Genomic DNA, 12,544 nt, shown 5'->3' with positions numbered 1-12,544 from the left:
ATTTTGCAGGGGGGAGTCAGATGTACGCATGGGAAACGCTGGCAGGACCGCTCAGAACGATTCAGAGCTGCTTACGGGAGGTTAAGACGTCGTGGCTTGTAGGTGGCAGCTGTGGGCTGTTGCTGCAGGGTGTTGCTCTGACCGCTGCTCCTCGTGATCTGGACCTGTATGTTGACACTGAGGGAGCACTTGAGCTTCATCAAGCTTTGTCCGACTATGCTACAGATTCCCAGGTTGAAGACCGTTCCTCCATCTATCGCTCTATTCTGAGTCATTACAGGATTGAAGGGGCCAAGGTTGAACTCGTAGGAGGATTTGAAGTTACGAGCAAGGATAGCTTATATAAAGTGGAAGTGGACTTTTTACACAAGCACTACAGTCCAAAGATTCATTTAACAGGAGAGGCTTCCACAAGGGAAAGTTTGGAGACGCTGCATGTAATGCCCTTGGAGCACGAGCTTATCTTTAATGTTCTTCGCAATCGCCCGGACCGCTATGAGGCTATCGCGGCGGTTATGAAAAGTCGACAATCGGCATGGAGTCATGCTATGGAGGCTTTGGTAGAGCGTAATGCTTGCAGTGAATCCCTTATTCATGAGCTCCAAAGACTTCTGCTGACATAAACCGATGAGGTTGGATTAAGGAGTGAAGATGATATGGGAGCTAATGTGAGTTTCGAACCGGATAACAAGTCGTTCCAGGCCAAGCCGGGAATGTCGATTCTGGAAGTTTCCCGCAAGGCCAGAGTTCATATTCGAACGCGCTGTGACGGTAAGGCAGCTTGTTTAATGTGCAAGGTTATCGTGTCCGATCAGTCTGGTCTCGCTCCGCTCAATACGAACGAACGATTAAAGCTGGGAGGACTGCAGGATCAGGGGTACCGGCTTGCCTGCCAAGCCAAGGTGACCGGGGATGTTACGGTAACGATTCCTGAAGACCCGCTCAAGGCCGCGATTCGCAAGCAGCTGGAAGCACAGCGAGAGGACGATTAGGTGATGAGAGAAAGTAAAAAGTCAGCTGTGGCCTTATTCATGTTGGGCTTGTGTATGCTGCTGCTGACAGGCTGTATGTATCCACAGGAGATGCGTAAGGAACAGCAGGTTGCTACAGGTGAATTTGTTGTTGTTGTTCAAAGCGCGATTGACCAATTTCAGGCCAAGACGCATGTGTTGCCGATTAAAAACAGTGAAGAAACGACTCCGATCTATGAAAAGTATCCGATTGATTTTAAAAAACTTAAAGAACGTTCGTTGATCAGCAATGTGCCGGCGAATGCTTTTGAAAATGGCGGCAGTGTGATCTATGTCCTGGTTGATGTGGAAGCCAAGCCGACGGTTAAAATGATGGACCTCACTTCTTTTCAAAAAACGGTTGAGGTTCAGAAGCTTGTAGACGAATACAAATCCAAAAATAATGGACAAATTCCTAAAGGAGAAGCGGTTTCTTCTGCCTTTTACCGGATTGATTTTGCAAAAATGAACAAAAAGCCGATTGTGGCGCAAAGTATGTATACCCGACAGGTACAGCTTCCTTTTCTCATGAATGATATGGGGCAGGTAGCAATCGATTACGCTGAGGAAATGATGCGGCTCATCGATAAAAAGTCGCTTCAGACCAGTTTGAATGACAAGCAGGACCTGAGAGAATTACTAGTCAGGGAATCTTATTATGTACCTGCTCGCTCCTACGCGTACCACTGGATTAATGGACAACCAACACCTGTTATGGGAGTGCCTATGTAAGCATTTGGTACACTGAACCTGCTTGTTAGCCTCTATCACCTTGAAATTGAAGGGAGATAGAGGTTTTTTGCGTCGTTGCAGAATAATTGGCGCGTCCTGTTCATATAGTTTCAGAGAGATGATGCAGCGGCTCGCTATGCCGTTATGAGCAAGGAGTGATAGCAAGAAAGTTCGGTTAAACAATTTATCATAATTGGCTAACTCGTACATATATTTTACTAATCTAAAAGAATAGTACGAGTTTCGCTTTATACCACCTGTAGGAGGGATTCTCATTGGAAAAAGTGGATATTTTTAAAGACATTGCAGAGCGTACGGGCGGGGATATTTACCTGGGGGTCGTAGGGGCGGTCCGTACGGGGAAGTCGACGTTTATCAAACGTTTCATGGAATCCATCGTGCTGCCGAATATTCAAAATGAAGCGGATCGGGCACGTGCAACGGATGAGCTCCCGCAAAGCGCGGCGGGACGCACAATCATGACGACTGAACCGAAGTTTGTACCGAATACAGCTGTGCAGCTGCATGTAGCAGAAGGTTTGAATGTAAACGTTCGATTGGTTGATTGTGTCGGCTATGTCATAGATGGTGCCAAAGGCTACGAGGATGAGCATGGGCCGAGAATGATTAACACACCGTGGTTTGATGAAGCCATTCCGTTCCAGGAAGCGGCTGAGATCGGTACCCGAAAGGTTATTCAGGAGCATGCAACGCTTGGTGTGGTTATTACCACAGACGGCTCTATCGCGGAAATTCCGCGTTCCTCTTATGTAGATGCTGAAGACCGGATTATTAATGAGCTGAAAGAAGTAGGTAAACCCTTTATTGTAATTGTGAACTCAACCAAGCCTAATGGTGAGATTGCTCAGGAGCTAAGAAGCCAACTTCAGGCAACGCATGATATACCGGTAGTGTCGATGAGTGTAGCCAATATGAATGAAGATGACATGATGTCTGTGCTGCGCGAGGTGCTTTACGAATTTCCTGTACATGAAGTTAACGTCAATCTTCCGAGTTGGGTTATGGTTCTGTCAGATAGTCACTGGCTGCGCTCCCACTTCGAGAATTCGGTAAGGGAGACGGTTCAGGATATTCGCAGGCTTCGTGATGTGGATCGTGTTGTCAGCCATTTCGAGGAATATGAATTTATTGATAAAGCTGCCTTAGCGGGAATGAATATGGGCCAAGGTGTGGCTGAGATCGATTTGTATGCGCCTGATGAGCTGTATGACCGGATTTTGATGGAGGTCGTCGGCGTTGAGATTCGCGGCAAGGATCATCTTCTGCAGATGATGCAGGAATTCAGTCATGCCAAAAGGGAATACGATCATTTTGCGGAAGCGCTGGAAATGGTGAAAACGACTGGGTATGGCATTGCCCCTCCGTCACTTGCGGATATGGCACTGGATGAGCCGGAGCTCATTCGTCAAGGCTCACGCTTTGGCGTTAGGCTGAAGGCGACTGCGCCTTCGATTCACATGATCAGGGTCGATGTAGAATCCGAGTTCTCGCCGATTATCGGGACCGAGAAGCAAAGTGAAGAGCTGGTTCGGTATTTGATGCAGGATTTCGAGGATAATCCATTGAAAATATGGGAGTCGGATATATTCGGAAGATCGCTTCATTCCATCGTTCGAGAGGGTATTCAAGGCAAGCTCGCCATGATGCCGGACAATGCGCGATACAAGCTTCAAGAAACACTCGGTCGTATCATTAACGAAGGCTCAGGCGGATTAATTGCCATAATTTTGTAAAATAACAAATAATAGTGATAAAAATGCACTCCGAGGGGTGCATTTTTTGGTTTGTACTTGATAAAGTGCTGTGGGTGTATTAATATAATCTTGATTTGTTCGGTTTCCTTAATTTCCTATGTATATTTTTGAACATTTCAGTTAACAAAGAAAGTAACGGTATAAATTAATCTTGGGGGGAGGTGAATGGCATGAATAAATCTGAATTGATCAACAAAGTAGCAGAAACATCCGAGCTTTCCAAGAAGGATGCGACTAAAGCGGTTGAAGCTGTATTTGAAGCAATTTCCGAAGCCCTACAAGGTGGAGATAAAGTGCAATTAGTTGGATTTGGAAACTTTGAAGTTCGTGAACGTTCCGCTCGTAAAGGACGTAACCCGCAAACAGGCGAAGAAATCGAAATTCCTTCTAGCAAAATCCCTGCTTTCAAACCAGGCAAAGCTTTGAAAGATGGAATTCAATCATAATGTTTTTTCCTACATACTCATTTCTACATACTTCCATTGTATGAACTGATGGTATGAGCGACATCTTAACCTGAACTGGTTAAGGTGTCTTTTTTTGTTACGGCAGCCCGACATCATGGGTATTAGCACAACTCGGTAACGTGGATCCTTTGAGTATCCTTTGTATATAAGTGCTGTCAGATCGCCAGAAATGGAGTTTTAGAGTGGTTTAACGCGTCCACACGTGTGTCGTCCTACATACGCAGGGTAAGTCGCTTAGAACGTACACGTATGCGCTCAAATATGAAAGCTTTCGGCTCGTAATCGACAAGTGGAGTCTTTTTACGTTAATCGTCCAAAAGTCCCTTGACTAATCTGTTATCTCATCTGCTATAATAAGAACAAATGTTCTTGTCGACGGAGGTTATACATATGACATTGAGTAAGTGCCCTAGACCGGAATTAACGGAAAGTGAGCAATTGGAGTTAATCGAACGATTATCGTCTTCAAGGTCTAATAATTTGAGTGTGAAGATTACGTTATTCGGAGAATATGAGGACCGTCGAATAACTGGCATCGTCACAGGACTGGATCCACGGCTTCATCTTATTAAAATCGAGACAACGGGAACAAAGTGGGATTGGCATCTCATCGACTTCGCGAATGTGGTTGAGGTTGAGTTTGAATGAAAGCTTTCGGTGTTGCACGAAATCGATCCAAAAGGTGGTTGCAGATGTATTTGAATTGCTTCTATAAATAGCTAAGTGAACCACAAGCTGTATCGGTTTAGGTTGCAAGGATCCGCGGCTACGTGATATAATATAGTCCAACAAACAGTAAAGATCGGTTCTCCATTTGAGCCAAAACACCACGTCCGGCAAGCGTTTATGCCCGCAAGGAACCGAGGGAACAACGGATATTAGCGCAGCTTGGTAGCGCGCATCCTTGGGGTGGATGAGGTCGTCGGTTCAAATCCGGCATATCCGATACATGAAGTAGACCTTGCTTATGTGGGGTCTACTTTTATGAGAATATTCATTGATCTAAACAACTTCAAGGCCTGCAGAGGCCTTATAACTTATATCATATTAAAAAAGCCTTAGATAAGCTCTTTTATAAAGAGACAATCTAAGGTTTTTTGCTGCGTGCGGGCCATAGAAGCCTTGGCAGGTTTGCTCCTACGGATTCGACCTCTATATAACAGTTTGTAACTATGATTACTCGGAATTTGCGTCTGCAAGCAAGTGGCCAAATGTATTTTGATGATGTCCCTCAGCACGCTTGGTATGCTCAAGCTGTTGCGGCAGCGGTAGAAGCTGGATTGATAATAGGCGAATCAAGCGAATAAGTGCTCGCTTCATACAGTACAGAGTAAACAATAAGTAAAATGATTGACCAGTGAATCGCAAGGTGAATAAAACATTCAACTGTGAGATAAGCAGGATTCAAAGTAAAATAAAGTTGAATTTGATCTTGGAACTAGGTAAATAGCCTATGCAGATACCTAGGGTTTCACATGCTCAACAGCAGGATTTATTTATAAATAGAAGTAGTATAGGGAGGTTATAACCATGTCGATAAAAAAGCCCAATATTCTGTTTGTATTTCCGGACCAGTGGCGAAAACAGGCAGTAGGTTTTCGAAACGAGGATGAAGTGTACACACCCAACATTGACCGGTTTGCTGCGGAAAGTGTTGATTTGGATAACGCGATCAGTTGTTTCCCGCTTTGCTCGCCGAATCGCTCTGTCATGATGACGGGAAGGTTCCCTCTATCCACAGGGGTAACGACGAACTGTAAGCTGGGGCTTCCTGTAAAGCTTCATGATGATGAGATTACGATTGGTAATATATTGAGCAACGCAGGTTATCGTACCGGATATATTGGGAAGTGGCATCTGGACTTGCCTGAGCAATCCTTCGTGCCTGAGCCGGAGTCAGGGGCAAAACACTGGGATGCTTACATCCCTCCGGGCCCCCGCAGATTTGGTTTCGATTATTGGTATGCGTACAATGCCAATGATCAGCATATGGCACCCCATTATTGGACGGATTCGCACCACCAGATTGTACCCCATGAGTGGTCGACCAAGCATGAAACAGATGTAGCGATTGAGTTCATAAGAGAGCACAATTCAGAACAGCCTTTTTGCCTGTTTGTATCGTGGAATCCGCCTCATCAGCCTTTTGAACAGGTGCCGGATTCGTATAAAGCATTGTATACCGATAAACCTATTCATCTTCGTCCCAATGTTCTTGGGGTAGGCACAGAACAAGCGCAGCAGCATATACGAGATTATTATGCTGCTGTGACAGGAACCGATTACGAATTTGGCCGATTGCTTGCCGTGCTGGAAGAGGAGGGCCTTGCCGAAGATACGATCGTTGTCCTTACATCGGATCATGGCGAAATGATGGGGGGCCATGGATGGCTTGAACACAAAAATGTATGGTATGAGGAGTCTATAGCTGTTCCCTTTTTTATCCGTTATCCTCGTGAGTTGAAACCACGCCAAGACTCTATATTGTTCAACAGTGCCGATATCGTTCCGACTTTGCTTGGCTTAATCGGGATATCAGTACCGACGCACATTCAGGGTATCGACCATACTGGAATTATTCGCGGTAAGGAAGGAAATCGACCTGCCTCGACATTTATTTGTCATTATCCAGGAGCTGTAAATGAGCACGAGCTGGCGCAGCAGCAGGGAGACAATATCAACGCTTACGGTTGGCGAGGTGTACGTACTTCCCGCTATACCTATGTCGTCCAGAAATCTATCCATGATCAATGCGCCAAGCGGTTGTTGTATGATAATGAGCAGGATCCGTATCAGATGTTTCCAATCGAATTTAATGGGGTTCCTGATGATTCGGTTGCCTTGGAGCTGGAGAATGAGCTTCAATCCTGGTTGACCAAACTTGATGATGAATTTTCTTTAATCTGAGAATGTACGACATAGATAGCCCCTGTTTGGTTGTGAAGCCAAAGCAGGGGCTATATGACTTACAGCTTTCTCAACACTTCGAAAATACGTAATTCGTTGACGGACCGTATCACTTCAGCGATGCTGGATTGGTGGAATTTTTTTAATAAGCTGTTGATTTGTTTCTTGATCGTTTCGTATTCAACACTGCGTTCTTCCGCAATTTGCTTTCTGGACTTACCTTCGCATAACAAACGAAGCACCTGAAGCTCGCTTGGCGTTAATTCGGAGATGATCTGGATGATGTAAAGCAGACTGCTTTCGGTTCGCTTTACTCTGGCAAATTCCTCCCTGATTTTCTCAGCGATCATTGGGCGAATAGGTGAACGGTTATGATAAGCGGAAAGAATAGCCTCGATTACCTCCTCATTTGTCGAAGTCTTGAGCAAATAATCGATTATTCCCGTTTGAAAAGCAGAAAAGATAAAATTTTCATCTTTGTGCACGGTAAGTACGATAATTTTGATATGAGGCAGCTTTTCGTTGATTTGTCGGGCCGCATCAATCCCTGCATAGGAGCTTTCCATTTCAATGTCCATTAAAATGATATCCGGCTGCTCGATTGCTGCATGCATGATGGTTTCATATCCGGAGGATGCTTTGGCCACACATTCCATTTGGTCGGATTGAGCTATGACTCGTTCCAATCTTCTACGATGGGCTTCCATATCATCTGCAATCAATATGCGAATCTTTTTTTCTGGCATGGAGGATCCCCCTTGTTCTAACTATCATAATAATTGGGTAGAGCTTAGGGTGAATAAAGTATTCCCCCTTGTCGTCTAAATTAAAGGTAAAAAGATGGTGAATTTAGTGCCTTGACCTATCTGGCTTTCCGCCTGAATTTTACCATCGTGGCCGGTAACGATCTTGTGACAGTAAGAAAGGCCGATTCCCCAATTATTCACCGAGGACTTGGTAGTGAAAAAAGGATCGAAAATCATATCCAGGTGGTCTTCGGGAACGCCTGGTCCATTGTCAGTGATTTGAATGATTCCCCAGCCGTTATGGTGATAGGTTTCAATCAGGATGAGTCCATCTTCCTGCCGGGACAGAGAATCTGTGGCGTTTTCCAGCAGGTTATACAAAGTCTCACTCATATGATGCAGATCCATATAGACTAACGATTGCGGGTCTTCCAATTTCACCTGTATATCGGCCTTGCTTTCGCTTGCCTTGAAGAAGGACAAGACCTGCTTGACAGGCTGATCGAGAGAAAGTGGCTGCAGATTTAATTCAATGTTCTTCAGCTTGTCAGCTGCCTGGTCAATGCTTTCCATGGCGGAACCGCACGAATTTAAAATGAGCTGTAAACTATAAACTGTTTCTTCGTCCCCGCTACTCCGCTCCTTCACATATTCAGCTTCCGATTGAATTGCGATTAAGTGATTTTTTAAAGCATGCGTAAAAGCTCTTGTCCCCAAGGTTGCTGTATCTATACTTTTATTAATTTGAATATCGCGGTTTTTACGATACGATTCAATGGATTTGAATTTGTACACAATAAATATGATGAACGTTAAGGCCAAATAAACGCTGTATGGAAGTACATACAGAACAATCGGATGCGAGTCGAGAGGAGGCTGCAAATAGTTGTAATAGCCTTCCATATAGGTAGCTTTGACCAGGTTTTTGGGAGCCCATGAAAATAGCAGCAAATGAATGATAACTACCGGAATCAAAGCAAGGATATGAAATGCGGTCAGATTTTTAATGAATTTAATTTTGGGATAGTTGATGTAATAGTGCAGCAATAAACCAAAGGCGAGCAACACCATGACGTATTTTATATTTTTTAATACAAAATCCAGAGCTTCCAGAATGGGAATAGAGCTCAATTGCTGCTGCCACACAATATTAAGTGCAGGATCAAAGGCAAGGAGCTGGATCACCATCAGCATTCCTACTACAACATACACCGTACGTTGTATCTTCGGTTTCATATTGCGTGTGAAGGATACAGCAAATAGAAGCAGGGAGCTGTAAAAAATAATGACCCCCCCATTCAACATACGGATGAGCAGGTTAGGGTTAAATTTAGTTAGCACCAGATAGTTCCAGGTTCCCGGACTGAAGTTAAAGAAAGAGTGAATAATATTGTAATAATAATTAAATTTGCTTAAGTAGAGAGTAAACGAAATGAATGAGAGCACCCATCCGACGATAATACCATACAAAAAACGGGTAGAAGAGTTGTTCAGTTTTTTATAGGTAAATAAGATAGAGGAGATAAGAAACAACAGGGTTACGAAGATCATATAGGCTACCTCTTGACTGATTAACACCCGAATCCAGCAGCGTTCGCACCACACCTTGGGGGAATAAAACTTTCAACTGTCGGGCGTTCCTTTTCCGAAATATAATGAAATTATTAAAGCGCATTCAAAGCATAACAAAACAAAAGGTGGTTGTAAAATGAAAAAAATAATGAATCTGGCCCTTACAGGAACACTGGTTGCAGGACTTGCAGCTGGTTGTACTCCAGTCAAAGAGACCTCTAAGGAAGGGACAGCAAAGCCTGCTGGAGAGAGCGCTAAGCCTGTTTCTTTAAAAATGACTGTACTTCCGGACGACCTCGATACCTTCAAGCTGGTATTTGACGAATTTAAAAAGGAGAACCCGAACATCTCCGTGCAACTGGATACGATTCCCCAACAGCAGTATTATGACAAGCTGCGTCTTCAACTATCCTCGGGGGATGACATCGATTTGATTGGTGGAAATATGGACGTATTCCTGGATACTGGAATTCTGGAGCCACTTGATGATTACATTAAGAAAAGCAATGTGGATGTCTCCGGTTTCGGACCGCTGTATGACAACCTGAAGGTGAATGATAAAATGTATGGTTTGCCTTACCGGAAATCGAATTGGATGTTGTATTACAATAAAACACTGTTCGATAAAATGAATGTTCCTTATCCGAAAGCAGATATGACCTGGGAAGACTTCCGTGAGTTAGCCAAAAAAATGACCCAAGGCGAAGGCGCCAACAAAATGTACGGTGCATTTCTCCATCCGTGGGCTCAAACCTGGTATATCCAGGCTGTACAAACGGGAGCTTCTATAATTGACAAGGATTTAACCCCGTTTAAGAATGCACTCCAGTTCCGCATGGACATGGAGAAAGATGGTTCGATTATGTCCTGGGCAGAGCAAATTACGACCTCGGCTCATTACAATTCCGCCTTTCAAAAAGGGAATGTAGCGATGAACCTGATTGGAGATTGGCATATTGCCCAACTGCGAACAGCTGAGCAAGAGAAGAAAATTAATTTTGATTGGGATGTCGTTCCTGTACCGCATCCAGCTGGAGTGGCTCCGAACACCAGTCTGGCGACTCCCGTATCCTTGATGCTGAACAAGTCTTCCAAGCACAAAGAAGAAGCATTTAAGCTTCTCCAGTTTATGACCACCGCCAAGGGCGCTAAGATATTCGCAGCTAAAGGCTTTCTTACAGGCTACACGAATGATGATATTCGCAAAGCCTATATAGGGGACGGAAGTATGAAACCCAAAAATATTCATTACTTTGTCGAGCAAAAGGAGTATCCGGAATATCCACTGCTGCCTGGTATTAAAAATATTGTACTCAACAATATTTACAAGCAGGAAGGAGAAATGGCACTGACCAAAGCTCAAACTGCAGACCAGGCTATTCAAAAAATAGGCGAGCGCATTCAGAAGGAATGGGCGGACAAATACGGTAAGGATTTCAAAGCAGCAGCGAAAAAATAATGAATTCCAATCGAACTTCACTTGAGCCGAGTGAAGTTCGATTGCTAAGAATAGGAGTTGAACCGTGATGAGAACGAACAGAACCTTCTTCACCCGAGATCGCAAAGTGGGATACACCTTTTTGCTGCCTAACATGATTGGCTTTCTGGTGTTCATCTGCTTCCCGGTAATAGCCTCGTTTTTGATGAGCTTTACGGATTGGAACGGGTTCGGACAAATCGAGTTTGCAGGCCTGTCCAACTATACCCGACTTTGGGGGGATGAAACCTTCCGGATTTCGCTTATGAACAGCTTGATTATGACTATTGTGTCTGTACCGGCAACCTTGTTTCTGGCCATATTGGCCGCAGTGGCTCTGAATAAAGGTGTCAAGGGCGTCAAGCTGTTCCGCACAGCGATCTTCATGCCCCACATTACCGCAACGATTGCTGTCGCTGTTGTATGGCAATTGCTATACAATCCTTCGATGGGACCTATTAACGGACTGCTGCGAAGTTTAGGTGTCGAGCAGCCCCCTATGTGGCTGGCGTCAACCACATGGGCGCTTCCCTCTGTGATCATCGTAAGCATATGGCATTCTGTAGGTTATTACATGGTTCTGTATTTGGCTGGATTACAAGGCATACCCAAAGATCTGTATGAAGCAGCTTCTCTTGACGGAGCCGGGAAAACCTCGCAATTCAGGAATATTACTATACCGATGCTATCACCCGTTATCTTTTTTACAGTCATTATCGGCATTATCAATTCGTTTAAAGTTTTCGATATGGTCTACGTGCTGACCAAGGGTGGACCAGGGCGTTCGACGCATGTGCTTGTATACGATATTTATTACACGGCCTTCCAACGATATGAATACGGTTATGCATCGGCAATGGCATACGTGCTTTTTGCAATTATTTTGGTGATTACCTGGATTCAATTCAAAGGGCAAAAAAAATGGGTGAATTATTAAGCAAGTCAACAAGGAGGAACTCTCATGAGCACTATTGTGGAGCCAAGGGCATCCTATTCCGCTTCGAAGTCTTATCGGTTGTCGTCTATAATGCGTCAAATACTGCTGTATGCCGTCATCATCACCGTATCATTATCTATGATTGCCCCGTTTATATGGATGCTTTCTGCTTCTGTGAAGTCGGAGGCGGAAGTTTTTTCTTACCCTATTCAATGGATTCCAAGCACATTCTACTGGAGTAACTATGAGAAGGTGTGGTTGAAGCTTCCATTTTTCACTTATTATTTAAATACTATTAAAATTGCTGTTTCTACTACGATCCTGCAGGTCATTACTTGCTCGCTGGCGGCTTATGCCTTCTCCAAGGTGCGTTTTCCTGAGCGGGATAAGCTATTCTTTTTGTATATAGCTACAATGATGATCCCTTTTCAGGTAATGATGATTCCGCAATTTATGCTGATGAAGCAGCTTGGGCTGATGGATTCGCATTGGGCGTTGATTTTGCTTGGAGCTTTCAGTCCGTTTGGTGTTTTTTTGTTCCGCCAATTTTTTATATCGGTTCCAGAGGAGCTTTCAGAAGCGGCCAGAATTGACGGTTTAAGCGAATTTGGTATTTATTTACGTATTATTATGCCATTGATGAGGCCAGCTATCGCCAGCTTGACGATTTTTACGTTTATGCATGCCTGGAACGATTTTCTGGGACCGCTGATTTATATTAATTCGGATCATTTGTTTACTTTGCAGCTTGGGATGCAGCATTTTCAATCTGAGCATGCGACTGAATACGGACCGTTGATGGCTGCAGCCGTATCTGCAATTGTTCCTACGATTCTGATCTACTTTTTTGCTCAAGACCATTTTGTGGAGGGTATAACTGCTGGCGCTATAAAAGGATGACCCCGCGTAAAACTATACGAT

At 44.2% G+C, this 12,544-nt stretch carries 13 protein-coding genes and 1 tRNA gene; 12 read left to right on the top strand and 2 right to left on the bottom strand.

The features are described 5' to 3' along the window. Nucleotides 1-20 precede the first annotated feature (20 nt). The 9 genes from OB236_RS27165 (at nucleotide 21) to OB236_RS27130 (ending at nucleotide 6,891) form a co-directional block, all read left to right on the top strand. Entirely contained in the window at nucleotides 21-623 is a 603-nt protein-coding gene (locus OB236_RS27165) for a nucleotidyltransferase domain-containing protein (RefSeq protein WP_262686751.1), read from the top strand. 33 nt (nucleotides 624-656) lie between these two features. Beyond that, nucleotides 657-992, top strand: a complete 336-nt coding sequence (locus OB236_RS27160) for a 2Fe-2S iron-sulfur cluster-binding protein (RefSeq protein WP_076227631.1) — start codon at nucleotides 657-659, stop codon at nucleotides 990-992. 3 nt (nucleotides 993-995) lie between these two features. Continuing rightward, the gene (locus OB236_RS27155) at nucleotides 996-1,742 is read left to right on the top strand and encodes a hypothetical protein (protein WP_262686750.1); all 747 of its coding nucleotides are present in this window, start codon (nucleotides 996-998) and stop codon (nucleotides 1,740-1,742) included. A 275-nt stretch (nucleotides 1,743-2,017) separates the two neighbouring features. Beyond that, entirely contained in the window at nucleotides 2,018-3,496 is a 1,479-nt protein-coding gene (gene spoIVA / locus OB236_RS27150) for a stage IV sporulation protein A (RefSeq protein ID WP_076227629.1), read from the top strand. A 191-nt stretch (nucleotides 3,497-3,687) separates the two neighbouring features. After that, nucleotides 3,688-3,963 carry an HU family DNA-binding protein gene (locus tag OB236_RS27145; protein ID WP_076227627.1) on the top strand — a complete coding sequence of 92 codons (276 nt, stop codon included), beginning with the start codon at nucleotides 3,688-3,690 and terminating at the stop codon, nucleotides 3,961-3,963. A 411-nt stretch (nucleotides 3,964-4,374) separates the two neighbouring features. Beyond that, a complete protein-coding gene (locus tag OB236_RS27140; protein ID WP_262686749.1) occupies nucleotides 4,375-4,632 on the top strand; it encodes a YolD-like family protein in 258 nt (85 codons plus the stop codon). Nucleotides 4,633-4,856: 224 nt separating this feature from the next. After that, nucleotides 4,857-4,930: transfer RNA gene (locus OB236_RS27135), tRNA-Pro, on the top strand. A gap of 226 nt (nucleotides 4,931-5,156) precedes the next feature. Next, nucleotides 5,157-5,291, top strand: coding sequence for an S-layer homology domain-containing protein (locus OB236_RS40175; RefSeq protein ID WP_408638520.1), 135 nt, complete (start codon nucleotides 5,157-5,159; stop codon nucleotides 5,289-5,291). A 223-nt stretch (nucleotides 5,292-5,514) separates the two neighbouring features. Further along, the gene (locus tag OB236_RS27130; protein WP_262686748.1) at nucleotides 5,515-6,891 is read left to right on the top strand and encodes a sulfatase family protein; all 1,377 of its coding nucleotides are present in this window, start codon (nucleotides 5,515-5,517) and stop codon (nucleotides 6,889-6,891) included. Between the two features lie 59 nt (nucleotides 6,892-6,950). Here OB236_RS27130 and OB236_RS27125 read toward each other — a convergent pair whose 3' ends face one another. Beyond that, nucleotides 6,951-7,637 carry a response regulator transcription factor gene (locus OB236_RS27125; protein ID WP_076227622.1) on the bottom strand — a complete coding sequence of 229 codons (687 nt, stop codon included), beginning with the start codon at nucleotides 7,635-7,637 and terminating at the stop codon, nucleotides 6,951-6,953. A gap of 75 nt (nucleotides 7,638-7,712) precedes the next feature. Beyond that, on the bottom strand, nucleotides 7,713-9,188 hold the full coding sequence (locus tag OB236_RS27120) for a HAMP domain-containing histidine kinase (protein WP_262686747.1): 1,476 nt from the start codon (nucleotides 9,186-9,188) through the stop codon (nucleotides 7,713-7,715). Nucleotides 9,189-9,345: 157 nt separating this feature from the next. On the opposite strand from OB236_RS27120, the gene OB236_RS27115 reads away from it, so the two are divergent. The 3 genes from OB236_RS27115 to OB236_RS27105 all read left to right on the top strand — a co-directional run bounded on the left by OB236_RS27115 (nucleotide 9,346) and on the right by OB236_RS27105 (nucleotide 12,523). After that, complete coding sequence (locus OB236_RS27115; RefSeq protein WP_262686746.1) at nucleotides 9,346-10,668, top strand: ABC transporter substrate-binding protein; 1,323 nt, start codon at nucleotides 9,346-9,348, stop codon at nucleotides 10,666-10,668. Nucleotides 10,669-10,735: 67 nt separating this feature from the next. Further along, the gene (locus OB236_RS27110) at nucleotides 10,736-11,623 is read left to right on the top strand and encodes a carbohydrate ABC transporter permease (RefSeq protein WP_076227616.1); all 888 of its coding nucleotides are present in this window, start codon (nucleotides 10,736-10,738) and stop codon (nucleotides 11,621-11,623) included. A gap of 24 nt (nucleotides 11,624-11,647) precedes the next feature. Continuing rightward, nucleotides 11,648-12,523, top strand: coding sequence for a carbohydrate ABC transporter permease (locus OB236_RS27105; protein ID WP_262686745.1), 876 nt, complete (start codon nucleotides 11,648-11,650; stop codon nucleotides 12,521-12,523). The last annotated feature ends 21 nt before the right edge of the window (nucleotides 12,524-12,544 follow it).

The organism is Paenibacillus baimaensis (genome assembly GCF_025567575.1).
The sequence above is the reverse complement of the archived record's forward strand: the minus strand, read 5'-3'. Positions and strand labels throughout refer to the sequence as shown.